A 24,344-nucleotide genomic window follows, 5' to 3' on the forward strand; every position below is an offset into this window, starting at 1 on the left:
TTTCATCTCCTAATATCCAACAAAAATTTCGTATCAATACGCTCCATCGTTTGTTTTAAAAATCATTATTACTGTTTTAAAAATTATTACTATATCAAATAATAGTGTTCTTTTGATTATATATTGAATATCTAATTCGACCATTTGATTAAAATTCAAATGATTTCTACCACTTACTTGCCATAATCCTGTGCATCCTGGAACGACAAGAAGTCTTTGTTTATCGTAATTAGAGTACTCCAGTACCTCTCTTGGTAATGGTGGTCTTGGTCCAACAAGTGACATATTTCCAGATATAACATTAAATAACTGTGGTAACTCATCAATAGATGTTCTTCGAATAAATTTCCCGATTTTTGTAATCCTAGGATCATCCTTCATCTTAAACATTGCACCTGAAACTTCATTATATTGTAGAAGTTCTTTTAATCGATCTTCTGCATCAGTTACCATTGAACGGAACTTATACATTTTAAATTCTTTTCCTTCTTTACCGACTCTAATTTGATAAAAGAAAACCGGACCTTTCGGATCTTCTAATTTAATTAAAATTGCTACTACTATAAAGACTGGTAATAATAATAATAGACCCAAAAAACCACCAAATAAATCCATTATGCGCTTTGTAAATAAATAGATCGATTTTTTTCTAACAGTTTCCTTCGATAAGAGTGGTTGAGAAGCATATTCTGATTGTTCAAACCTCATTGCTTTCAATCTGATCATCCATCCATCCTTATTTAATATTTACTGTTAACATGTCATGTAAATACTTCAATAAATCTTCTCTTAAGTCTTCATTCTTTAATGCAAAATCAATCGTTGTCTTAATAAATCCTAGTTTTTCCCCAACATCATGTCGTTTTCCTTCAAAGTCATATGCAAACACACGTTGAATTGAATTTAATTTTTGAATTGCATCCGTTAATTGAATTTCGCCACCTGCGCCAATTGATTGCTCTTCTAAGTACATAAAAATTTCAGGTGTAAATACATAACGACCCATAATTGCTAAATTAGAAGGCGCTGTACCTGGTGCTGGCTTTTCAACAAAGTTTTTTACTTCGTATCTTCTACCTTCTTGCATAATCGGTTCAACAATACCATATCGATGCGTTTCTTCTTCTGGTACTGTTTGAACACCAATTACTGAAGAATATGTATTGTCATATTGATCCATTAGCTGCTTTAGTCCTGGTGTTTCAGCTTCAACAATGTCATCGCCAAGCAATACTGCAAATGGTTCGTTGCCGATAAAATTACGTGCACACCACACCGCATGACCCAGTCCTTTAGGTTCTTTTTGTCGAATATAATGAATGTCAATATTAGACGGCGCTTTAACCTGTTCTAATAACGCATATTTTTCTTTTTCTAATAAATTTTGTTCTAGCTCATATGAATAATCAAAATGATCTTCAATTGCACGTTTTCCTTTACCAGTTACGATAATGATATCTTCAATTCCTGATTCAATTGCTTCTTCAACAATGTATTGAATTGTTGGTTTGTCTACGATTGGTAGCATTTCTTTCGGCATTGCTTTTGTTGCAGGTAAAAAGCGTGTTCCTAAACCCGCTGCTGGTATGATTGCTTTTCTTACTTTCTTCATTTTCTAAGCCCCTCCATTGCTTTCTTTCCCCAAATTAATAAAGTTTCCACTTCTATATTCATGTGAATAAATACACAAGAAGAAACTCTATTTTCTTTTAAATTAAATATAATTTAGGGCATCTAACCCCTCCTCACACTATACCTCTGACGACAAGCGTCTAAGCAGATCATTTTAAATTTGTCATTCCTTTTCTCGAATACACATAGCCCTTTAGTTTGAATTATTTTATGGGGTCTATTTGTGCACTAAGATAAACGGAAAACTAATCAATTTAATCATCTACCACAATATAGCCGAGTACCCCCATTGATAACGGTAAGGAGATATCACCTATCATTTATTAGATTCCTAGTAAACGACTAAAAATATTTTGTTTTAATTTAAGAGGTTCTTCTGGATAAAGAATGTCACCATTCACAATTGATTGCGCATTTTCCCTCATTTGGAACTCGGTTTCGATTCCAAATTTTTCTCGGATGATTTCGTATGCATCAATTAACTCAAAATTCCGATTTTTCGTGTTATGTGCATCTGATGCAATAATATGCACCCAATTTGCCTCAATACATTTAAAAGCAAACTTTTGAATTTTTTTACCGAACTTACCTGTTATTGATGAAGCAGTTAGCTGAGTTAATATACCCTTTTGGACAAACTCAAAAAGAATGTCTGGTTCGTTTATAAGAACTTTGTTGCGTTCAGGATGTACAAGAATCGGTATAATTCGATTTGCTTGCATCTCGTAAAATAACCTATTTGTAAATTGTGGTATATGGGATGATGGAAGTTCGCATAGTAAATAGCGTCTTCCATCATTAATTGATACAATTCGATTAAGTTCAAAGTCTTGAATCAATTCCCCATAAAGCCTTACCTCTTGCCCTGGTAAAATGGTTAAAGGTATAGCTTTTTGTTTTAATACTTTATTTAACTCTTCTACTTTTTCCAATATCTCTTTTCTGTCTGTATTGTAACGTCCGTTCTGATGATGAGGTGATGCAACAATTGTATGAATCCCATTGTCCACGGCTGCTCGCGCCATATCAATACTATCTTCCATTGTAATTGGACCGTCATCTAGGCCAGGTAAAATATGACAGTGAAGATCAATCATTTTTCGCTACCATAATAATCGTAATAACCGTCTTTATCCTGTTCCGCTCGATTTAATACAACACCTAGGATATTTGCGTTTACTAGTGTTAATAGCTCTTTTGCTTTTTTAATTTTTTCTTTTGCCGTGTATCCTCTACGGACAACTAAAATCGTACCATCACATACTTGTGAAATGATTTGGGCATCAGTAACTGCTAACAATGGAGGCGCATCAAAAAGAATCACATCATATTGTTCATACATTTGTATAATCAATTTCTTCATTTTCTCTGAAGATAATAGTTCAGATGGATTTGGTGGAATAGGACCCGAAGTTAGAATGGATAGATTGTTAATCTCAGTTTTTTGTATAACGTCCTTTAATGACTTTTCTTGTGCAATAGCAGTTGTTAAACCTTTAAAATTTTCTAACTTAAAATCAGAATGTAATTGCGGTTTACGTAAGTCGGCATCTACTAAAAGAACTTTCTTTTCTTGCTGAGCATACGTAACAGCAAGATTCGCAATTGTCGTTGTTTTACCCTCTGAAGGTTCAGAAGATGTCACTAAAATTGATTTTATTTTTCGATCGATCGAAGAAAATTGAATATTCGTACGAACTGTTCGATATTGCTCTGCAAATGGTGATTTAGGGTTTGTTAATGTAATAAGAAATCTTTTTAATTTTTCTTTAGCAGTTTTTTTACTCATCTTACGCACCCTTTCCCAATTTTAAATTTATTTTCGGAGTGATTTTTCCCTTTGTTACTTCAGAAATAACACCTAGAATCGGTAACTCCAATAATTCTTCAAGCTGTTTTTCAGTCTTAACTGTGTTATCTAAAAACTCAAGTAAGAATGCAATACCAACTGAAATCATTAACCCAACTGCAAATCCAATCACAACATTTAATTTCTTATTTGGTTTAATCGGATTTTCACTTAAATCTGCTTTTGCTAAAACAGTTACATTATCTACACTCATAATTGTTTTAATTTTTGCCTGAAATGCATTTGCAATCGTATTCACAATCGTTTGTGCTTGCTTAGGATCAGGATCTTGTACAGAAACCGTAAATACTTGTGAATTTGCTTCGCTTGCAACTGTGATATTTTTAGTTAGTTCTGCAACTGTATAATCTAAATTTAATTGATTAATAACTTCATCTAAAATAGCTGGACTCTTAATAACCACATTGTATGTATTGATCAATTGAACATTTGTTTGTACTTGGTTATTCTGATAAATCGAAGAATCTTTTGTTTCTTTTTGGTTAACTAATAATTGAGTTGAAGATTGATAAATTGGGGTTAAAAATAAATAGCTAATGACACCTGTAACCACCGTGGCTACAACTGTAATACTAATTATCATGATTAGACGTTTCTTAATAACGCCGAATAATTCTTGTAAACTAATCGTCTCTTCCATCATTTCCTCCTTAAATTCTATACATTTATTATTCTATTAAAATATACCCTAAGATTCAACAGTGCCTAGTATAACAATTACTTAACGAAAAGTTAAGTAAAAATTAATCTACAAATAGGGAACTTTGGTTAAATTTCCCATAAAACAAGGTATTTTGTCGGATTATTTACCCATTTTATGGAAACCCTTACAAACTGGTCTAGTTACGTTACATTCATTAATGAAAATTGTAACATTAGATATTATTCTAGAATAATTAATATGTTGTAATTTGAATAATAATTAAGGAAATGATTAAATTAACTTTTTTACTTTTTAAGTAAAAATCACTAGCACAATTTAACTTTTCTGTTATATAATAATAAATAAATAAATACACTGTATTAAAACAGATTGGAAACAAATTAATCAATCATTTAATTCAAAGGGAGTGTTGTTAATGATGAGTAGAGAAGAGCGTAAAAACATGGTTCAATTTTTGGAATTAACAAAAGGATTTTCAACTGAGGACTTAGTTTTCATGACGGATGCTGATTTAGAGCACCTTTACGACACGGCTTATACGTACATGTTACATCACGCTGAGTAAGATCTTACAACTTTGGATTACTGCACTTATAAAAATAAAAAAGCTAGGTGGACCCTATTTTCGGATTCACCTGGCTTTTCCATTTACAATCGTTTCGTTGGTAAATACTGTTTCTAATTACTTACATTTCTTCCTTTTGCCGAATTTACAAAAGACATCAAAAGTCCTACTTTTCCGACTATATACCTCAATTTGTAACAAAAACATTTTAAAAAAGTATTTACTATACATCTTTTTGTTATATCAAAATTTTATTTTTACCAATATATGGTAAATAAACAGATTGACCATTTTTGTTGTTTACTTATGGAATTGTATACAATTTGTACGTTTTTTCCCTAGCCATTTTGTCTAATAGGGCTTGTACAAAAAAAATTTTTTTTTTTAATTTTTAATAAAAAAATTTGTCTATTTTTTTATTAAAAACAATAAAAGTGCATTTCTCTATCCAAACCTTTGCCTTATAAAAATAAAAAAGCTAAAATGCATCCTTTAAAAGAATTCATCTAGCTTTTTAATTTTACTTTTATTCAATTAACAAGCGTTTCAAACCGATTTTCCCTTAATCGTTTTAAAATATTTAGGATAATTTAGCAGTTCCTCAATTTTATGTTGTAAACTATGAATTTAAATATCGATTAATCTTCTATTTTTACATACTTGAATGTGGAAGGTTTTTAAATGGGTTCATATACCGGTTTATCGGCATTTCTGGTATATGGACTTTCATATTGTTTCATTGTTTTTCATTTTAGGTAGGCAAAAATTAGGCACGTATCAATCATAAGCCTAACCATCATTATTCCTTAATTTTCTGCAACACTTTCTTAATTTCATCCTGAGTCAACTGTTTCCATGGTGCTGCATCATCATTAGCAAGGGGTTTTTCAGGATTTTCATCTTTGTTCCACCATTTTGCCTCATACGGGATGCCATCAAACATTACCCGATCACCAGCTCCATAGACTTCTCCTTCTTCCCATTCCAGATAGGTTCCTTTAGGCAAGCTAACTTTTGGCAATGGTTTTTCTCCAGGCAATACCGGACCAACAAGTTCCCAAGGAATTGTATTTTCATCCAAGATAGGTGCATCAGGAGCATCTCCTTTTGTCCACCATTTAGCTCTATACACATTGTGCCTCCAGACAACACGAGTACCTTTTAAATAGGTTGTAGATTCATTCCATATCTCATACGGGGAAGTTTTCGGATCATCAGGTTTATTCAAATCTATATTAGTTACATCTGACTTGGTTGTCCGTTTTGCATCACTAGAAACACTACCATTCATATTCTGTTTCAAAATCGTTGCAAACTCTTGATTGTTTTGTTTAACACCACTGTAAAAGTTGGAAACACTTTGAATTCCAACACTATTCTCACTGGACTTCCTGTCACGGTTTGCTGACCACATAGACAATCGTCCCAAACCATTTTCTAGGGCAAATTTATTCAGCTTAGCAGCATCTTCTAAATCAAAAACTTCACCTTGGATATCATTTTGGCCAATCATTGGTGTTGCGCCGAGTTTTCTCCATAATGCTTTATCACTCAAGTTAACTCCTTGTTTTTGATAAATAATCTTTAGTTGGCGATGGGTTTTTTTCAAGGCATTAATCGAATTGTCTGCCATAGAAAGTGCTGAATTACGACTTTCCCCATAATTCATTGTCATGATATTGACGCCAGCTAAATCTACTCCAGCTTTCAATAATGTTGTTACGGCATCCGTACCATCCTCAGTCAAACCTTGCGGGGTTACTGGTAATGTTACCCAAATAGCTAACTCTTTTTTATCTTTTTTTCGTTCTTGCTGCAATTTTGCCAAAGCTTCCCCACGAAGTTTAGCGGCATGCTTATTTGTCAATCCTTCTTGCTCTAAATCTACATCAATCGTATTCAGATCATAACGCTTTACTACTTTAGCATATGCATTTTTTATTTTTCCAACATCTGTTGTTGTAATAGCTAATTCCGAATTGGATAAGCCACCAAATGAAACAATGACTTCCCCACCCTTTTGTCGTAGGCGAGCAATTCGTCGATCTATATCTAAATCCTCAGATGCCTGATCCATCGAATAGGCGCCTCCCCAACTAGGAACAGCACTATTTTTATTCTCAGCTACTATGAAAGAAAGCACAACATTACCATCGATTTTTTCAAATTCATATTGCGGTGTCAGTGTAGCATCGACATAAGAGGCAAACCAAGGATTTGATTCTACTGCCGTTTTTTCTGTTTTTTCTGTTTTTTCTATTTTACTAAATACGACTATATTATCTCGATAAAAATAACTAGCTCCTACAGCTACCCCGACTAAACATACCAACAATAAACGCGGCATTGACAATTTCTTTTTATTTTGCATAATCTTTTTTCATCCTATTTTTTTATTGCTGGAATTAAGTTTATCTTCAACTCCAGTTGTCTCTGTATATTCCAATTTGCCAAGTGATACACCTAAAGGAACTTCTGTTCGCTCCTTCGCATCACCATAGTATAAAACCGATTGCCAATTGATTTCTGATTGGTCTTGTGCATCTTTTTCAGTTTGCTTAGGTTTTACTTCTACAAATATCCAATCTTTAAAGTTATGAACCAAATCCACAAGCATATTAACAGGTCCGATAAATGTTAATGCAGCCCACCCACAAGTAAAGGCGTTAAAAAATGAAAATAAAGCATTCGGCCAATTGCCCAGCATGAAAGAGCGCCAGCAAATAAAAGCAGAATAAGCAATAATAATGATCGGCGCTAAGATATAAAGTGTTGGCGTGCCAGTCCGATCATTAACCTTAGGTGTTCGTGCAAAAGGAATTTTTTCACTTGTTAATATCTGTTGGATCGACTTTAGCACTCCAGCCGTATTAACAGCCAACAAGATTAGATTGAGACCATAAATTCGGAAGATGTCCATTCGTTTATAACGATTGTATTTTAAATCACTCGCCATTGCAGTAAAGTAAGGGACAGCAGCACCAACAATAAAAATACTCAATAAACGATCGTCAAAAGGATAGGCTAATAGGAAGATTAAGCCAAAACTAGACCAAGCAATAGATGCCATGTAATTGACTCGCAACAAGATTTCCATTAACTTGATTGGATTCCCTTCCTGACGGCGTTGGCGAATAGTAGCAAATAGTTTTGACATAATTAATAATCCACCATTGGCCCAACGACGACGTTGGATGACTAAAGAACCGAAATCTGGAGGAGTTGCTGAGTAACTCAAACGCTCCGGATAATTCGCCAAGGTCCAACCATTTTTTTCTAAATCAATACTAGACTCCGTATCCTCAATTACTGTACGGTCTTGGATAAAACGGCGAATCTTAAATCCATTTACATATTCTGTTTCGGCAATTTCCTCGATCGCACGTTTTCGGATGACCGCGTTCGCCCCTACCCAAAATGTCGCGCCATAATACGTTGTTCCTTGGTGTAAAGTGTGTTGAATATCTGTTGTAGCACCAGCAATTCGTTCGATTCGAGTTGGACATCCACGGAAAGAAGAATAAGGAGTTTGTGTTACAGCTACTTTTTCATTTCCTTCTTGATTCAATAGATATACCAGACGTAAACAATACTCTTTTAGCAGAATAGAATCGGCATCGAGCGTTAGTAAAAATTCAGTATCTGGAATTACTAAATCTGCTTCTGCCTCTGAAGATACTCTCTGCAATACTTTACCAGCTGGTGTTTGGAGAATCTTGTAACTCCCTCCCATTAAATCAATATAAGAGTTAAGATTCATAGCTTTATTGGCTTCATCAGATAAAGAAACAAACTGTTTTCGTTGGAAATACCCTACTTTTCCGGTAAAAATCCATACTAATCGAGAATAAAACTGATAGATACGTTCATAGCTCATGCTATAATTTTCTTTTGAGGATTTCTCTAATGCTACTGCCGTTACGGCTAATTCCTCAGCTAAATCTCTTAAAACTTGATTATTAAAGAAATCATCTACATGATTCTCCAAAGGTTCTTCATCAGCAAATTTATTAATCCATTTGGCAGCATAATTATATTGCTTTACTAAATCATTTAAAGTAGAAGAAGAGATTTCCCCAGTTTTGTTGTATGTCTCTTCAAAAACCTCACGAGCTTTTGCTAGTTTAGTATAAGGGACTTCCAAAAGCTCTGTAATTTCTTTTGCAAGATTCATAGTTGCTTGCAATTTTTCCTTTTTTTGCGGATCTGTTGGATTCGGCTTATCATCAATCAGGAGTTGTACATCGATTTTCGGATATTCTTGTAAAATAGCTGATAGTAATGTTTTTCGAATAACGTCAACCTCTTCATCATACGATGGAACCAAAACAGTAATTCCTGGTTGATTCTCAGAAAAATAAGCAGATAGGGTTTCACGTGGGATCCGAGTATGCTCTTTAAAGCGGATCAATGCCCCTTGTCTAGAATAAAGATACATCAATGCGGAAAAACATAGTGTCGTAACAATCAAGATATATAATCCCGCTTCAACGACTTGTTTAAAGCTACCATTCCCATTATGCAGTTGATCAAAAATTGTGGATGCTACATAAAGCAGCCAAAATAAAATCGTAAACAAAATATAGATTCGATTCAATGTCAATTTTGCAGTGGATGGTTTTTCATGCACTCTAGGTAATGGTTCCAAATTGCTTTCAGTGTTCAGTTGTCTTTTCATTTTGTTCATCCCTCTTGTTAGTCAAGTCCCTATTATTGGGTAAATAAAAAAATACAATGTTTCAACTATTTATGGGTGGGCAGATTAAATTGTCACGTCAAAAATCTCCCATCCTTTTCCGAATAAACCCTTTTCCATTTTTACCGGAGTTTAAAAAAAGAAAATTGGACCTTTAGGATCTTCTAACTTTAAAATAATAGCAATAATAATATGAACTGGTAAAAGTAGTATAAGACCCAAAAAAGCGCCAGATAAATCCACTAAGCGCTTAGTAAATAAATAGATCCTTCTTTTTTCAATTGTTTCTTTCGATAAGAGTGGCTTTAGAAGCATATTCTGATTGTTCAAATCTCATTGCTTTCAATCTAATCATCTATCCTTAATTAATACTGACTGTTAACGTTTCATGTAAATACTTCAATAAATCTTCTCTTAAGTCTTCATTTTTTAAAGCAAAATCAATTGTTGTCTTAATAAACCCTAATTTTTCACCAACGTCGTGACGCTTTCCTTCAAAGTCATATGCAAACACACGTTGAATTGAATTTAATTTTTGAATTGCATCTGTCAACTGAATTTCGCCACCTGCACCGATATTTTGTTCTTCTAAATACATAAAAATTTCAGGTGTAAATACATAACGACCCATGATTGCTAAATTAGAAGGTGCTGTACCTGGTGCTGGCTTTTCGACAAAGTTTTTTACTTCGTATCTTCTACCCTCTTGCATAATTGGTTCAACAATGCCATATCGATGCGTTTCTTCTTCTGGTACTGTTTGAACACCAATTACTGAAGAATATGTATTATCATATTGGTCCATTAGCTGCTTTAAACCTGGTGTTTGTGCTTCAACAATGTCATCACCAAGTAATACTGCAAATGGTTCGTTGCCGATAAAATTACGCGCACACCATACAGCATGACCTAATCCTTTAGGTTCTTTTTGTCTTATGTAATGAATGTCGATATTAGATGGAGCTTTAACTTGTTCTAATAACGCATATTTTTCTTTTTCTAATAAATTTTGTTCTAGCTCAAATGAATAATCAAAATGATCTTCAATTGCGCGTTTTCCTTTACCTGTTACGATAATGATATCTTCAATTCCTGATTCAATTGCTTCTTCAACAATATATTGAATTGTTGGTTTGTCTACGATTGGTAGCATTTCTTTCGGCATTGCTTTTGTTGCAGGTAAAAAGCGTGTCCCTAAACCCGCTGCGGGTATAATTGCTTTTCTTACTTTTTTCATTTACAAATTCCCTTCATTGCTTTCTTTCCCCAAATTAATAAAGTTTCCACTTCTATATTCATGTGAGTAAATACACAAGAAGAAAATCTATTTTCTTTTAAAATAAATATAATTTAGGGCATCTAACCCCTCCTCACACTCATTGTTAGCAATTATTGATGCTCAAATCATTTCACAAGTGTGTGATGACTTGTAATGATCTGCTTAGACGCTAGTTGTCAGAGGTATTAAGGGTCATCAAACAGAATCTCATCATATTGTTCATGCATTTGTACAATCTAAATTTAATTGATTAATAACTTCGTCTAAAATAGATGGACTCCTAATAACGACATTGTATGTTGATCAATTGAATATTTGTTTGTATTTGATTATTCTGATAAATCAAAGAATCTTTTGTTTCTTTTTGGTTAACTAATAATTGAGTTGAAGATTGATAAATTGGGGTTATAAATAAATAGCTAATGACTCCTGTAATCCATTTATTATTCTATTAAAATATACCCTCAGATTCAACAATGCCAAGTATAACAATTACTTAACAAAAAGTTAAGTAAAAATTAACCTATAAATAGGAAGTTTTAGTTAAATTTACCATAAAACAAAACTTTTTGTCGATTTTTTTACCTAACTTATGGAAATCCTTGCAAACCGGTCTATTTTTGTTACATTCATTAATGAAAATTGTAACATTAGATATTTTTCTAGAATAATTAATACGTTGTAATTTGAATAATAATTAATGAAATGATTAAATTATCTTTTTTACTTTTTCAGTAAAAATCTCTAGCACATTTCAACTTTTTTGTTATATAACAATCAACAAATAAATATATCGTATTAAAACAGATTGGAAACAAATTAGTCAATCATTTAAATCAAAGGGAGTGTTGTTAATAATTAGTAGAGAAGAGCGTAAAAACATGGTTCAATTTTTTGAATTAACAAAATGATTTTCAACTGAGGACTTAGTTTTCATGACGGATGCTGGTTTAAAGCACCTTTACGACACGACGTATACTTATATGTTACATCACGCTGATAAGATCTTACGAGTTTGGATTACTGCACTTATAAAATAAAAAGCTAGGTGTACATCCTTATTTGGATTCACCTAGCTTTTTCATTTGCCAATTTTTCTATCGTTAATGCTGTATCTAATTACTTATATATCCTTTTTTTTCGAATTTACAAAAGACAACAAAAGTCCTGCTTCTTCGACTATATTCCTCAAATTTAGACAAAAAAATTAAAAAAGAGTATTCACTACGCATCTTTTTGTTATATTAAAATTTTAATATTACCATAATATGGTAAATAAACAAATTAGGTATTTTTGTTGTTTAAGTTGCGAAAGCGCTTAAATCCACCCGCTTTTAACTTAGTTTTTTGGTCTATTTGGGTTTATACATAAAAATAAAATTTTTTAAATTTTAATAAAAAAGAGTTGTCTCTTATTATAGAAAAAACTGCTTTTTAAATAAAAACATAATATTACGTATTCCCTACTCTCCCCAAAGCTCTGCCATATAAAAATAAAAAAGCTAAATGACATCCTTAAAAAAGAATGCACCTAACTTTTTACACACGTGTTCAATTAACAAGCGTTTCAAACCGATACCCTTTTCCCTTAATTGTTTTAATATACTTAGGATAATTCGGAAGTTCCTCAATTTTATGCCGTAAACTATGAATATAAATATCGATTAATCTTCTATTTTTATAAACAGAAATAACTTCCATTAATTCTTCTCTTGTTACAATGAAGCCAGCTTTTTTTATTAAAAATAGTAAAATTGCGTATTCTCTACCATTTAATTCGATCCTCATTTTGTTTTTATAAACCTCTTCTCGATTTAAATAGAAGGAAATCTCTCCAAAATATAAGACTTTTTCTCGGTCTTCTTCTATTTTTTCATTGCCTGCCCTCCTCATAACTGCTTTTATTCTTGCGGACAAGTCTCTAGGATGAATCGGATATTTTACATATTGATCCGCTCCAGCTTCAATACATATGGCTGCTTCGTATGAGTCATAAGTTTCAACTAATAATATGATCGGTATTTCTGTTATCCGTCTTATTCTCATTATTAATGGAATAAACTCGTCCAAAACTTGGCTTTTCATTAATACTATGCAACCTTTTAAGAAACCTAAATGTATTTCTTCATTAAACTCTCCATATCGATATGTGCTGATTTTAATTAATCCGAATTGTTTACTTTGTTGAAGCACATGTTCAATCTCGTTTTGATCTTGGATGATGACAATTTGCTCCACCGTATATCTCTCCCATTTTTTACTGTTTATACGGTCATTTTAATTGGTTATTAACAAAAAAGGGGGACTTTCACTATACCTTTACAAATTCTTTACGTAGCGTTAAAAGCAAGTTAATCTTTGTGGGATATTGTAAGAAATGTAGTAAAAACAACGAGGGGGGAACTGTAGATGCAACTAAAGAAAGCACTTGTATTAGTCGTCGCAATCACAGCTATGTTATCTTTAGCAGCTTGTGGAATTGCCTATCATCCTAATTCAAGTACACCTGAAAAACAATTAACTGGTAGCATACTAATTGACGGTTCATCTACCGTTTTCCCGATTATGCAAACAATAACGAAACAATATAGATCTGCACAACCCGAGGTAACTATTTCAATAGGTAATAGTGGTACAACTGATGGTTTTAAAAAATTCGCAAATGGCGTAACTGATATAAACGACGCATCTCGTCCAATAACAAATGAAGAAGCTACAATCGCTAAACAAAATAACATCGATTATATTCAATTAAAATTAGCTTACGACGGTCTATCAGTCGTAGTAAATAAAGACAATGATTTTGTGAATCAATTAACAGTCGAACAATTAGCAAAGTTATGGTCTGTAAAAAGTAAAATAAAAACTTGGCACGAGCTAAACTCTGCTTGGCCAAAGAAAGAAATTAAATTCTTCAGCCCTGGTACTGAGTCAGGAACTTACGAATACTTTAATAAAACCATCTTAAATGAAGCTGGCGAACGGAAAGATGCTCAAACGTCTGAAGATGACAAAAATCTTGTCGTTGATGTTGCTAGTGAAAAAGGTGCAATTGGATACTTTGGTCATGCTTACTATGAAGAAAACAAAGATCAATTAAAAATTGTACCAATCGTTAATCCGAAAACTGGTAAAGCAGTTTTACCAACTGAAGAAACAATCAAAAACGGGACTTACGTACTTTCTCGTGAACTCTACACATATGTAAATATAAACTCACTTAAACGTCCTGTTGTTTTGGACTACTTGAAATTTGCGAATGAAAATGCTCCACTTTTAGCTGAGCAAGTTGGCTATATCCCATTAGAAGATGATTTATATGAGAGCAATATTAATAAAATAGAAGAAGCTACACACAAATAACCTTACTCACCCCCCAATTTAAATATAAAAAGAAGCTACGATTCGTATTTGAATCGTAGCTTTTTGTTTAGTGTAATTTTAAAGATCAATGATTGTTTTCTTATTTATGATTCGCTCTTTTAGTTCTTCACAAAGTTCAATAACTCTTTGTGTTTTCTCTTCATATTTCATATTCAATACATGATAAAGCGTAATATCACGACATTTTAAAAACGAAGGAATTCGGCTATACCATTCTTCATCTAATATATATTCGGTTTCATATCCTTTTCGAAAGATTTCTAGTTGTCTTTTTGCTAAATTAGATTTTTCTTCAAATGATGCCTTACTACCCCAAGCAGTATAATATAGGACAATTGCGATATCTGATATGAAATAATTATATTGCAGGTCATCGAAATCAAAAGCCGTAATTTCACCTTTATCATTTACGAAGAAATTGTGGAGATGCAAGTCACTATGGATTAATCCATATGAATCCTTCTTTCTGTCATAAGCTTGGATTTCTTCTATTAATTCCTTCGTATAAATACCAAGCTCATCATCAGCTACCATTTCATTCAAATAAGCTTCTTCGTCCCAATGTTCACGATGATTTGTGACAGGATAATCAACTGTTAACGCATGAAGTTTTCCGATTGTTTTTCCCCATGTGTACATTAGGTCATCATTCCACACAGCTGGGTTTGTCCGATCAACTAATTGACCATCTGCCCATTCAAACATTGATGCGTAAAAACTTGTACCATCACTTGCATTTTGGACTTCTACTAAATTACCGTTCAAAGAAGGTAAAGAACCTGCTGCATTCGCTCCATTTTCTCTAGCATATTTTAAAAACTCTAGCTCTGCCTCAATTTCATCCTTTGAGCGATGAGATGAATGTGTTAATCGTAAAATGCGATCAGTACCATCTGCCAACTTACCTTTAAATAGATAGTTCTCGAACTCTCCGACTGGTTTTTCTTCTACCGTAATACCAAATTGGGATGCTGCATTCGTTAAAATCTCTTTTGTAAAAACTCTTTCAACTGCCTGTTCCATTTTTTAATCCCCCGAAACATAAAATAAAAGCATAGGATAAATATCTAATTACTTATTCCTCAGTTTCCAAGGATTTCCTGCAACTTTTTTACTAAATAATTACTAATCATTCATATTTCGGTATTCATTTGGGGTCATCCCAACGATTTTCTTAAACACTTTTCGAAAGTATTTATCATCTTGATAGCCAATTTTCCCAGCTATTTCATATATTTTTAAATTGGGGAACTTCAGTAATTCCTTCGCTTTTTCGATCCGAATTGAAACAATATAATCTGAAATATTCACACCATAAATTTGTTTAAACTTACGGGATATATATTCGCGACTTAAGTAAAATTTCTCTGAAAACTCCTGAAGTGAAATCTCTTCAGCATAGTTAAGTTGAATATAATTTGCGATTGCTTCAATACTATTCAGTTCTTGGTTCGTTTGATTTTTTTCTTGAATAATCGACTGCACTCTTTCTCTTTGAGTCGCTACATAATCACCAATTTCAAAATGTCCTTTCGCATTCCAGAACAATTCCAGACTCACTTCTTGAATGGTTTGAAGCGAAAGTTTATTAATCCAGTGATTTAAGAAGATTAGAAACTCTTGATGCAATGAAAGTAACTGTGCAAAAGGAAGATAATTCTTCTGTGCAATTCGTTTACTAAAAAGTTGAATGACTTCATCGTAAATATAAATATCCTGCTTCTCAACCATTTGTTCAAATAAGTTGATGATTTCTACTAGATTAAACGGATTATACTCTTTTATATCTTCATAAGAATAAACTGGTACATCTCGCTTTTCTAAAATATTTACATGCTGTAGAACATTTACAACTTCCTCATACCCAGACTGGATCGATTCAATTGGAAACTTTCTACTGATTGCAAAATGAAACGGGAAAGGCACAACCGTCGATAAAATTTTAGCTATATGTTGAATACTGTCAGTAACTTGCTCGCCCCAATAGAGTAAACAAATCTCCTTTGTACCTTGTAAATTACGAAATGCAATTCCACCATTTTGGTTTTGAAGAACTTCATTTACAATATTCAAAAGGGCAAAGAAGCATAAATCCTCCGGCCATATATCTTTGAATGTCTCTAGATTTCGTAATTTTAGTAAAGAAACATGTAAAGTTTGCCCTTCTTCATATCCTAATTGGTTTAACATGTTCTGGTTAAATTCTTTATCGTAAATAGCATTTGTTAATTGTTTGTCTCTATAAACAGGTAAAACTTCTTGGAGCAAACGAAAATCATTTAATGCATCAATTCTCTCTTTTTCTTTTTCATTCCAATCTGAAACTACTTTTACTAAAGTTTCATTCAATATATCCGGATCAATTGGTTTCAATAAGTAATCGGATGCACCGAACTGTATGGCTTCTCTCATATAATGATAGTCATCATATCCCGTTACAACGATTACTTTACAATTAATATTTTCTGAATGAAGCCACTTTAATAATCCTCTACCGTCTAGCTCTGGCATCATTAAATCAGTAAATATAATTGTCGGTCTTTCCTTTATAATGATTTCTTGCGCGATCGCTCCATTTTCTGCTTCTAATATTTCAGTTACACCAATTGCATCCCAATCTGCAAGAAGTTTTACACCTTCTCGTACATGCTTTTCGTCATCTATTAGTAGAACCTTCATGATTAACTTCTCCTCTTGTCATTTCAATCGGTATGATTATCGTTACAACAAAGTTTTCATGCTTCACACTTTCTATTTTTACTTCTGCTTTTTTACCATAATAGAATTGAATGCGATCAGAAATATTTTTTAACCCGATACTCTCCTGAGTATTTAATACACCTTCTGAAAGCGATGAATTGATGATTTCTAATTCCTCTTCTGATGCACCTTCACCATTATCAGCAATGACTATTTTTAAGCGATTATCTTGTTGTCTATGAATCGAAATATTTAATTCACCAAGCTTTTGTTGCTTTTCAAAGCCGTGTTTAAAGAAGTTTTCCACGATTGGCTGTAAAATCATTTTCGGCATTTTTACTTTGTTTAACCCTTCATCCACTTCCAGGTTATAAACAAATCTGCCATCATAACGTTCATTTTGAAGCGATAAATAATCTTTTATATGATTTAATTCATCCTTAAGCGTTACAAAATCTTCATTATTTTTCATGCTATATCTCATGATTTTTGAAAGTGACATAATTAATCGATACACTTTAATTCCGTCATTTTTTAATGAAAGAGTTCCAATTGACTGCAAGGCATTGTATAAAAAATGCGGATTAATTTGAGACTGAAGTACTTTTAATTGATTCGTTTTATTCTCTATTTGAAGCTTGTATTCTTTTATATATAAATCATTTAACGTAGCGACCATTGAAGTAAAATGTTTACCTAACTGACCAAACTCATCATTTCCTAACGTATCAAAGGAAACTGCAAGCTCTCCTTTTTCAATTCGTTGCATATCTCGAATTAAGATTCGGATTGGTCGTGTAAATCTGAATGATACGATAATAGTCAAAATGATGACTAATAAGACTGAAATCGCCCCGAGAGTAACCGTAATTTTCAATAATTGATTCGAATTATGGTAGAGATTCTTATAAGGAATACTTTTAATGATTGTCCATTGTTGATGATTGCTTCTTATTTTGTCATACACATAAACCCCACTAAAATCCTTGCCCTTCCATTCAAAACTAGTTTCGCCTGATCGATCTGAGCTTATTTTTTTATACCATTTTGTTTCTAGCTTTTTACCTATCAGATTTTTTTCAGATGAATAAAGAACAACATTCCCATCACCAACAACGAAAAGATGTTCCTCTCCTTTTTTATAAATACGATCAAAAATCTCATTAATTCTACTTAACTCAATATCGATCGATAAAAAGCCTAGCCATTGGTCGGATGTAACATTATTTAAAAAATAATGAAGTGATACAACCTGCTTAACTGGCTCAATTCGAAAATCAGATAAATTATTATAATTTTGAATCGGATGAGTCGGTTGAATATAATACGAGTCCCTCGAAAAACTTAAATTTCTATATGTGGGAATTTGGTTGAAATTATACAATTTCCCTCGACTACTCACCTTCGCATTGTAAACGGTGTAATCATCCTTACCCTTCGTTAAATATAAATGCAACTGCTCAATCTCTCTTCTAGAAAAATAAAGTCCTAATAAACTACGTTGAATTTCAGCAGAATTTTGTTCGATGTAAGCTGTAGCACCATTTTCTAACACAGACAAAAACGGTCTATTACTATAAATAGACAGTGGAATACCGTAAATTTCATTAAAATAATTCAATAAATCATTTCCACTACGCTTCAATAAATCATAATTCGTATTTACAAATTCCTTCGTAACCGTGTTTTTCGTATAAAAATAACTTGCTATAATCGATAAGCCAAATGGAATAATGGTTGCAATTAACAATAAGGTAATCAGCTTACTTCTAATACTGTTTTTCATGATAACATCCTTTGCGGAAACGTTTGCACTTTCTAATATTAGTTTATCAAAGATAAAGTACGAATAACACCCTTATAAGGTTGAAATATTCAGTAAAAAGAACTATCCATCTTATGAAATCCACTTCTTTTCCAAAACAAAAACCACAAGGAGTTTGATTCCTTGTGGATATCTATAATTATAGAAAGAAGTTGATCCTTTTCATTCATAAACAAGAAACTGTTCTCTTTCTTTTTCTGTCAAATCTTTAGGCTTTAATCCTTTTTTCCTACAGTATTCATACAATGCCTTAACTTTTACTTTAGGTTCACTTGTACGGTTTGGTTCTATAAAAACTCCGTCAGGAAATCCTTTTTCAAACTTTCTCATTTCATCAAGCATAGCATCACTCACCTTTTCAACAGTATGCCCAGTTAATATCTTTTTTCAATTCACTTTCTTTCATAATAAAATCATATCACGAGATTAGTAAGTTTTGATAAAATATAAGGTTTGAACTAGAACACTTTGTGAACTAAATCAATTAGTTCACTTTCTAAAAAAGTAAGAAGTTTTGTTCAAAAAGCAGATAGTTATTAATAACATATTGCCATCAAGGCCACCTCTATTACAGATAAAAAACCCACAAGGAAATTAAACTCCTTGTGGGTTGCCTTAATCTATAGAGGAAATTTAGGGAAGCCTCAAATTAAGAATTTATTTTTTTAATTTCATCCAAGTATCTTCAAGAGATTTTAACATTTCGTCAGCAGATTTTTGCTTTCCAACGTAAGCTTGCATTGATGCACCAAACTCATTTGTAGCTCCATCTGGGTATTTGAACCAGTTCCAAGATAATGTTTTACCTTCAGCAGAGTATTTTTGTAAGTCATCTGCGATTGGTCCTAAGTTTTTACCTTGAATTGTTTTTAATGCAGGGATAAACTTGAATTTTTCTACAATGTATTTCTTACCAGTGTCAGAAGTAACCATCCATGCTAAGAATTTTTTAGCTTCTTCTTTGTTTTTAGAGTTTTTGTTAACTACCCAGTTATTTGGTACACCCATTGGTAATTTGTCCATTGCTGCTTTGTCATCGTTGATTGGAATTGGTAACACGCCTAAGTTCATGTTAGGAGTAATTCCATCAACCATACCTTGAATCCAGTTACCTTGTTGGATCATAGCAGTTTTACCTTGAGCAAAGTTTGTAACTTGAGTGTTGTAATCAGTTGTTAAAGGATTTTTATTTCCGTATTTGATTGTTAAATCAAACAGTTTCATAAATTGTTTGAATTTCTCGTTGTCTTGAATTTTCACTTTACCAGAATTAACGTCAGCCATGAATTTGTCTGGATCTTGTTGTTGTGCGAAAGGAATATTTAATAAGTGAATTCCTAGAATCCACCACTCACCGTATCCAACTGAGAATGGTGTGATACCTGCTTTTTGAAGCTTTTCAGCTGCAACAGTTAATTCGCTTAAAGTTTTTGGTGCTTCAGTAATACCAGCTTTTGCGAATAAATCTTTATTGTAAATGAAACCATAACCTTCAGTATTCATTGGCATACCGTAAAGTTTGCCGTCAATTGTCATTGGTTTTTCAGTTCCTGGATATAAATCTTTTACCCATGATTGATCAGAAAGATCTTCTAATTTATCTTTCCAAGTTATTGCTTCTTGGAATCCACCGTTGTTAAAGATATCAGGCTCGTTACCTGAAGCAAACTGAGCTTTTAATGCAGCACCGTAGTCAGCACCGCCACCAACAGTTTGAATTTTAACTGTTACGTTTGGATTTTCTTTATGGTAATCCTTAGCCATTTGTTCTAAATCTTTCGCAATCTCAGCTTTAAACTGGAATACGTTTAATGTTACTTTTTTATCCTTTGAATCATTTGACCCTTTGTCTGAAGATCCTCCAGAACATGCAGAGAATAACATTACTGATGTTGTTAATGCTGCTGCTACCTTTAGCATCCTTTTCATCCTAAAAACCCCCGTCTCAATATTCTATATTTTGAATACGCTTTCATTATACATTTAAAAATAAACAACTATGGATAGCCTATATTGACATGATGGGTGGAATATATTGATAGCTTCCACCCAATCACGTTATTTAATTGAACCGCTTGTAATCCCTTTAATAATATGTTTCTGTGCTGCAAAGTAGAAAATTAATAGTGGCGTTATACCTAAAACAAGTCCAGATAACGCTAAGTTCCACTGTTTTGTATATGCTCCAAAGAAGTAGAATGTAGCAAGCGGAATTGTTCTTAACTCCATATCTCTTAATACAAGTGATGGTAATAAGAAGTCATTCCAAATCCATAACGTATTTAGGATAACAATTGTAACCGTAATTGGTTTTAATAGAGGAAAAACAACTTTCCAGAAAACCATAGTCGGTGAACATCCATCAATAATTGCTGCTTCCTCTAACTCAATCGGAATAGTTTTAATAAACCCATGATATAGGAAGATCGATAATGCTGAACCGAAACCTAAATACATTACTACTAATCCCCAATGGCTATTCATTAAATGAAGCGTACTTCCAACTTTCACTAATGGAATCATAATTGATTGGAACGGGATAACCATTGTCGCTACAAAGATAAAGAAAATGATGTTTGAAATTTTGCTTTTTGAACGAACTAGTTTATAAGCCGCCATCGAACAGAAAAATACGATTACAACATTACTAGCAATTGTCACGATTAACGAGTTCATTAGAGCTTTCCAAAAATTCATAACTTCAATTGCTTGTTGATAGTTTGTAAAATCTAAGCTTTTTGGAAGCGAAGAAGTATTTTGTAAAATATCAGCAAATGATTTAAATGAGTTACCTAACACATAATAAAAAGGAACTAAGAAGATGAGAGCAAGTATAATTGCCGCTATTTCTAATATAAAAGTAAAGCCTGTATATCGTTCTTTTAGCATTATGCCTCAACCTCCCTCTTCTTCGTAATGTAAACTTGAATTACTGAAATTAACGCTACGACTACGAAGAATACAATCGCTTTTGCTTCACCTAATCCATAACGGTTATTTACAAAAGCCTCAGTGTAAATGTTTAAAGCTAACATCTCAGTAGACTTAAATGGTCCACCATTTGTTAATGAAAGGTTTGTATCAAACACTTTAAATGACCATGAAATTGTTAAGAATAAACAAACTGTTACAGCTGGTGCTACCATTGGAATAATGATTTTACGTAACACTTGGAATTTATTTGCACCATCAATTTGAGCTGCTTCAATTAATTCCTGAGGTACACCTTGCAGAGCCGCTACATAAATAACCATTATGTAACCTGCACCTTGCCAAACTGCCACGATGACAATTGCCCAGAACGCACCTTTTTCTTCTCCTAAAAGTGCTCTTTGTAAAAAGTCTGAATGTAATAATTGTCCAATTGAAATTAAACCTTTATTAAAAATGAACTGCCAAATGAAACCTAATAATAATCCACCGATTAAATTTGGAAGGAAAAAGACTGTTCTTAAAATATTTCTAGTCTTCAATGCTTGCGTTACGATTAATGCTAAACCAAAACCGATCACATTGGTTAAGATCACAGCGAATAATGTATATTTACCAGTTAAAATAAACGAATGGATAAAATCCGTATCTTTCGTAAAAATGTATTTATAATTTTCAAGTCCGACCCACTTTGCAGAATCAGCTACACCATCCCACTGAGTAAATGAATAGAAAAATCCGATTAAAAATGGCGTTAACACGATCGCTGCAAAAACTAAAGTTGCTGGTCCTACAAACGTAAGATAATTTAAAAAACCTCTTAATTTTTTAGATGACTTCTGTGTCTTGGCATCTGTTAAATTTGTATCAATCACTTTTTTCGTTTCAATCATCTGTAACACCTCCACTATCATCATAAAATACCTCTCAAGTTGTGAAAACGTATTCATTTGAACAGTAGGGTGGAATATATTGACTAGATTAATTTTTAGGTTTAAATAATATTAATTTCTACTTAGTCTTTGAACTGTTTATTTCTGATAAAAAACATTGCTTGCAACAATATTCATAAAAGTTTCATAATCTCCTTACTACTTCTTAATAAACACTTTATTAAAAATGATAAAATGTTTATAAACCTGGAAAAAAAGGGGAGGTATCTAATGAATAAAATAAATAAGAAGATTTTATTTACATTTCTTTTTTTAATTATTTTATTTTTTGTTGTACATAAACCATCTAAATTAAATAAGGGTTTCCCTATTCCGTTAACTGCATTTCAGTCCAATATTGACTACAAAAATCAATATGAAGTCTACAATTGGAAAATGGCATCTGAAGAACATGGTTTACCAAATTATTATGAATTAATTTTAAAAATGCGGGGTTGGAATGAAGTAAAAGAAGAAGCCCTTGGCGCAAGAAAAGTTTTCACCAAGGATGGAGAAATAGTTAATATTATTTCTTTAAATGATAAGATGGAATTACACTTTATTAATAATTAATTAACGTGCTTAAAGAGTGTTCTAATTATTGTGAAAACTTTCACAATAATATTTTATCATGTTGTTAATTAGAATTATTTCTTATTATTGAACTATTAGTGAAAAAATAAGAAATACGATAAAAAGAAAAAACCGCCCTTTTCAAGGCGGTTTGCTTCAAATCCTTTAATATTAAAATCCAGCCATACATTACTATTTAGGGTTCGCCCCAAATCGATTGTCTCCCTCTTCACTATCCAAACAAAAGAAAATCAGAAGAATGATTCCACCTAAAAACGGTATTAATCCAATTAACAACCACCAAGCACTTTTACCTGAATCATGCAATCTACGTGCACCTACTGCTAACGAAGGCAGTAAAGTCAAAATACTATAAATTATAGTTAATACTTCCCCTATATTGGCAATGCTTTGTAAAATTGAAAGTATAATCGAGATAATGACATTAAACAAAAAAAACATCCAATACTCTGTTCTTCTAGCTCTTCCGTTGAATACTGCGTAATTCTTTAATACTTTTAAATACCATTCCAAGATGGATCCCTCCTAAGATGATATATACGATACATTTAAGTCTATTCTTAATACCTAAGTAACATTATTAATTTTTAATCATTGGAAAATCTATTTTGAATTAATATAAAAAACCGCCTAAAATTAGGCGGTTAATAATTTTAGATTTCTCGACTGGGCCAAAACGATCATCATTTAATGCAAAGTTTGTTGAGGAAATACAAAAATTCTTAATGTATAATAACCTTATTATTAATTATTGATGATGGTTTTCGGATTACTGCACAAGATTACGGCCATTAACGGAAAAGTAATAAATGTTGATGCAGAGGTTATTGTAACTAAACTTTTTATTGGGAGATTTATTTTGAAGCCAATTTTCATAAAATATTTATTGTTAATTTTTTCACTTGTGTTTATTTTTAGGTTTACTTTTTTTCCAGTCGCTTCTTTAGGGATAGGTGTTTCTAAAGGTGGATTAAATTTAATCCCATTAATCAAAATGTTTAATGAGTTTAGCAGCGTTAAACAATTTATAGTTAATACTTTAGGAAATATCCTTCTATTTGTGCCATTTGGGGTTATTTTGACCTCAATTAAAAGATCAAAAATAATTATAATAATTGGCTTATTTTTATCGGTAAGTATTGAAGTTGTCCAATTAATGATGTCTTATAGAACTTCGGATATAGATGATGTTATTTTAAATACTATAGGGACATACATTGGGTATAAGATTTCAATGATGAATTTATTTAAGAAATAATATGGTACATTTAA

Annotated in this window: 22 protein-coding genes; 4 read left to right on the top strand and 18 right to left on the bottom strand. The window is 32.4% G+C overall.

Annotation, left to right across the window (positions count from 1 at the left end; all coding sequences use genetic code 11):
* Positions 1–33 precede the first annotated feature (33 nt).
* The 5 genes from ACFVR2_RS15645 to ACFVR2_RS15665 form a co-directional block, all read right to left on the bottom strand.
* The gene (locus tag ACFVR2_RS15645; protein ID WP_387363389.1) at positions 34–726 is read right to left on the bottom strand and encodes a sugar transferase; all 693 of its coding nucleotides are present in this window, start codon (positions 724–726) and stop codon (positions 34–36) included.
* Between the two features lie 10 nt (positions 727–736).
* Positions 737–1,612 (bottom strand): UTP--glucose-1-phosphate uridylyltransferase GalU, encoded by an 876-nt coding sequence (gene galU, locus ACFVR2_RS15650; RefSeq protein WP_387363392.1) that lies wholly within the window; start codon positions 1,610–1,612, stop codon positions 737–739.
* Between the two features lie 343 nt (positions 1,613–1,955).
* On the bottom strand, positions 1,956–2,729 hold the full coding sequence (locus ACFVR2_RS15655; protein ID WP_387363395.1) for a tyrosine-protein phosphatase: 774 nt from the start codon (positions 2,727–2,729) through the stop codon (positions 1,956–1,958).
* On the bottom strand, positions 2,726–3,421 hold the full coding sequence (locus ACFVR2_RS15660) for a CpsD/CapB family tyrosine-protein kinase (protein WP_387363398.1): 696 nt from the start codon (positions 3,419–3,421) through the stop codon (positions 2,726–2,728). The genes ACFVR2_RS15655 and ACFVR2_RS15660 overlap by 4 nt, the downstream gene beginning before the upstream one ends.
* Position 3,422: 1 nt before the next feature.
* Positions 3,423–4,142, bottom strand: a complete 720-nt coding sequence (locus ACFVR2_RS15665) for a YveK family protein (RefSeq protein ID WP_387363401.1) — start codon at positions 4,140–4,142, stop codon at positions 3,423–3,425.
* A gap of 439 nt (positions 4,143–4,581) precedes the next feature.
* Between ACFVR2_RS15665 and ACFVR2_RS15670 the strand changes: the two genes are divergently transcribed.
* Positions 4,582–4,731 carry a BH0509 family protein gene (locus ACFVR2_RS15670; protein ID WP_175403455.1) on the top strand — a complete coding sequence of 50 codons (150 nt, stop codon included), beginning with the start codon at positions 4,582–4,584 and terminating at the stop codon, positions 4,729–4,731.
* Between the two features lie 799 nt (positions 4,732–5,530).
* Here ACFVR2_RS15670 and ACFVR2_RS15675 read toward each other — a convergent pair.
* From ACFVR2_RS15675 to ACFVR2_RS15695, 5 genes are all read right to left on the bottom strand, one after another.
* Positions 5,531–7,102 (bottom strand): chitinase, encoded by a 1,572-nt coding sequence (locus ACFVR2_RS15675; protein WP_387363404.1) that lies wholly within the window; start codon positions 7,100–7,102, stop codon positions 5,531–5,533.
* A 9-nt stretch (positions 7,103–7,111) separates the two neighbouring features.
* On the bottom strand, positions 7,112–9,409 hold the full coding sequence (locus tag ACFVR2_RS15680; RefSeq protein WP_387363407.1) for a glycosyltransferase family 2 protein: 2,298 nt from the start codon (positions 9,407–9,409) through the stop codon (positions 7,112–7,114).
* Positions 9,410–9,788: 379 nt separating this feature from the next.
* Positions 9,789–10,664 carry a UTP--glucose-1-phosphate uridylyltransferase GalU gene (galU, locus tag ACFVR2_RS15685; protein WP_335408747.1) on the bottom strand — a complete coding sequence of 292 codons (876 nt, stop codon included), beginning with the start codon at positions 10,662–10,664 and terminating at the stop codon, positions 9,789–9,791.
* Positions 10,665–10,986: 322 nt separating this feature from the next.
* Complete coding sequence (locus ACFVR2_RS15690) at positions 10,987–11,142, bottom strand: Wzz/FepE/Etk N-terminal domain-containing protein (protein ID WP_335474958.1); 156 nt, start codon at positions 11,140–11,142, stop codon at positions 10,987–10,989.
* A 1,115-nt stretch (positions 11,143–12,257) separates the two neighbouring features.
* Entirely contained in the window at positions 12,258–12,944 is a 687-nt protein-coding gene (locus tag ACFVR2_RS15695; RefSeq protein WP_387363411.1) for a winged helix-turn-helix domain-containing protein, read from the bottom strand.
* Positions 12,945–13,115: 171 nt separating this feature from the next.
* Between ACFVR2_RS15695 and ACFVR2_RS15700 the strand changes: the two genes are divergently transcribed.
* Entirely contained in the window at positions 13,116–14,069 is a 954-nt protein-coding gene (locus ACFVR2_RS15700; RefSeq protein WP_387363414.1) for a PstS family phosphate ABC transporter substrate-binding protein, read from the top strand.
* A gap of 78 nt (positions 14,070–14,147) precedes the next feature.
* On the opposite strand, the gene ACFVR2_RS15705 is transcribed toward ACFVR2_RS15700, so the two are convergent.
* The 7 genes from ACFVR2_RS15705 to ACFVR2_RS15735 all read right to left on the bottom strand — a co-directional run bounded on the left by ACFVR2_RS15705 (position 14,148) and on the right by ACFVR2_RS15735 (position 22,439).
* Positions 14,148–15,113, bottom strand: a complete 966-nt coding sequence (locus ACFVR2_RS15705; protein WP_387363417.1) for a phosphotransferase enzyme family protein — start codon at positions 15,111–15,113, stop codon at positions 14,148–14,150.
* A 102-nt stretch (positions 15,114–15,215) separates the two neighbouring features.
* Positions 15,216–16,769 carry a response regulator transcription factor gene (locus tag ACFVR2_RS15710; RefSeq protein ID WP_387363420.1) on the bottom strand — a complete coding sequence of 518 codons (1,554 nt, stop codon included), beginning with the start codon at positions 16,767–16,769 and terminating at the stop codon, positions 15,216–15,218.
* A complete protein-coding gene (locus ACFVR2_RS15715; RefSeq protein ID WP_387363423.1) occupies positions 16,747–18,576 on the bottom strand; it encodes a sensor histidine kinase in 1,830 nt (609 codons plus the stop codon). The genes ACFVR2_RS15710 and ACFVR2_RS15715 overlap by 23 nt, the downstream gene beginning before the upstream one ends.
* 201 nt (positions 18,577–18,777) lie before the next feature.
* The gene (locus tag ACFVR2_RS15720) at positions 18,778–18,957 is read right to left on the bottom strand and encodes a hypothetical protein (protein WP_387363426.1); all 180 of its coding nucleotides are present in this window, start codon (positions 18,955–18,957) and stop codon (positions 18,778–18,780) included.
* Positions 18,958–19,272: 315 nt separating this feature from the next.
* On the bottom strand, positions 19,273–20,544 hold the full coding sequence (locus tag ACFVR2_RS15725) for an ABC transporter substrate-binding protein (protein WP_387363429.1): 1,272 nt from the start codon (positions 20,542–20,544) through the stop codon (positions 19,273–19,275).
* Between the two features lie 129 nt (positions 20,545–20,673).
* Positions 20,674–21,504: a carbohydrate ABC transporter permease gene (locus ACFVR2_RS15730; protein WP_335473621.1), complete on the bottom strand. Its 831-nt coding sequence runs from the start codon at positions 21,502–21,504 to the stop codon at positions 20,674–20,676.
* Positions 21,504–22,439: a carbohydrate ABC transporter permease gene (locus ACFVR2_RS15735; RefSeq protein WP_387363432.1), complete on the bottom strand. Its 936-nt coding sequence runs from the start codon at positions 22,437–22,439 to the stop codon at positions 21,504–21,506. Before ACFVR2_RS15735 ends, ACFVR2_RS15730 begins: the two co-directional genes overlap by 1 nt.
* A gap of 270 nt (positions 22,440–22,709) precedes the next feature.
* Between ACFVR2_RS15735 and ACFVR2_RS15740 the strand changes: the two genes are divergently transcribed.
* Positions 22,710–23,051 carry a hypothetical protein gene (locus ACFVR2_RS15740; protein WP_387363435.1) on the top strand — a complete coding sequence of 114 codons (342 nt, stop codon included), beginning with the start codon at positions 22,710–22,712 and terminating at the stop codon, positions 23,049–23,051.
* A gap of 192 nt (positions 23,052–23,243) precedes the next feature.
* Here the strand turns inward: ACFVR2_RS15740 and ACFVR2_RS15745 are convergent, their stop codons facing one another.
* Positions 23,244–23,585: a DUF805 domain-containing protein gene (locus ACFVR2_RS15745; protein ID WP_387363438.1), complete on the bottom strand. Its 342-nt coding sequence runs from the start codon at positions 23,583–23,585 to the stop codon at positions 23,244–23,246.
* A 346-nt stretch (positions 23,586–23,931) separates the two neighbouring features.
* On the opposite strand from ACFVR2_RS15745, the gene ACFVR2_RS15750 reads away from it, so the two are divergent.
* Positions 23,932–24,330, top strand: a complete 399-nt coding sequence (locus tag ACFVR2_RS15750; protein ID WP_387363441.1) for a VanZ family protein — start codon at positions 23,932–23,934, stop codon at positions 24,328–24,330.
* Positions 24,331–24,344 lie beyond the last annotated feature (14 nt).

The organism is Gottfriedia sp. NPDC057991 (genome assembly GCF_042886615.1).
Classification (GTDB): Bacteria; Bacillota; Bacilli; order Bacillales; family Bacillaceae_G; genus Gottfriedia.

Bases quoted from the DNA above. Each gene is read 5' to 3' on its own strand.
- ACFVR2_RS15645 (WP_387363389.1), bottom strand. From the start codon at position 726: ATGATCAGATTGAAAGCAATGAGGTTTGAACAATCAGAATATGCTTCT.
- galU (WP_387363392.1), bottom strand. From the start codon at position 1,612: ATGAAGAAAGTAAGAAAAGCAATCATACCAGCAGCGGGTTTAGGAACA.
- ACFVR2_RS15655 (WP_387363395.1), bottom strand. From the start codon at position 2,729: ATGATTGATCTTCACTGTCATATTTTACCTGGCCTAGATGACGGTCCA.
- ACFVR2_RS15660 (WP_387363398.1), bottom strand. From the start codon at position 3,421: ATGAGTAAAAAAACTGCTAAAGAAAAATTAAAAAGATTTCTTATTACA.
- ACFVR2_RS15665 (WP_387363401.1), bottom strand. From the start codon at position 4,142: ATGGAAGAGACGATTAGTTTACAAGAATTATTCGGCGTTATTAAGAAA.
- ACFVR2_RS15670 (WP_175403455.1), top strand. From the start codon at position 4,582: ATGATGAGTAGAGAAGAGCGTAAAAACATGGTTCAATTTTTGGAATTA.
- ACFVR2_RS15675 (WP_387363404.1), bottom strand. From the start codon at position 7,102: ATGCAAAATAAAAAGAAATTGTCAATGCCGCGTTTATTGTTGGTATGT.
- ACFVR2_RS15680 (WP_387363407.1), bottom strand. From the start codon at position 9,409: ATGAAAAGACAACTGAACACTGAAAGCAATTTGGAACCATTACCTAGA.
- galU (WP_335408747.1), bottom strand. From the start codon at position 10,664: ATGAAAAAAGTAAGAAAAGCAATTATACCCGCAGCGGGTTTAGGGACA.
- ACFVR2_RS15700 (WP_387363414.1), top strand. From the start codon at position 13,116: ATGCAACTAAAGAAAGCACTTGTATTAGTCGTCGCAATCACAGCTATG.
- ACFVR2_RS15705 (WP_387363417.1), bottom strand. From the start codon at position 15,113: ATGGAACAGGCAGTTGAAAGAGTTTTTACAAAAGAGATTTTAACGAAT.
- ACFVR2_RS15710 (WP_387363420.1), bottom strand. From the start codon at position 16,769: ATGAAGGTTCTACTAATAGATGACGAAAAGCATGTACGAGAAGGTGTA.
- ACFVR2_RS15715 (WP_387363423.1), bottom strand. From the start codon at position 18,576: ATGAAAAACAGTATTAGAAGTAAGCTGATTACCTTATTGTTAATTGCA.
- ACFVR2_RS15720 (WP_387363426.1), bottom strand. From the start codon at position 18,957: ATGCTTGATGAAATGAGAAAGTTTGAAAAAGGATTTCCTGACGGAGTT.
- ACFVR2_RS15725 (WP_387363429.1), bottom strand. From the start codon at position 20,544: ATGAAAAGGATGCTAAAGGTAGCAGCAGCATTAACAACATCAGTAATG.
- ACFVR2_RS15730 (WP_335473621.1), bottom strand. From the start codon at position 21,504: ATGCTAAAAGAACGATATACAGGCTTTACTTTTATATTAGAAATAGCG.
- ACFVR2_RS15735 (WP_387363432.1), bottom strand. From the start codon at position 22,439: ATGATTGAAACGAAAAAAGTGATTGATACAAATTTAACAGATGCCAAG.
- ACFVR2_RS15740 (WP_387363435.1), top strand. From the start codon at position 22,710: ATGAATAAAATAAATAAGAAGATTTTATTTACATTTCTTTTTTTAATT.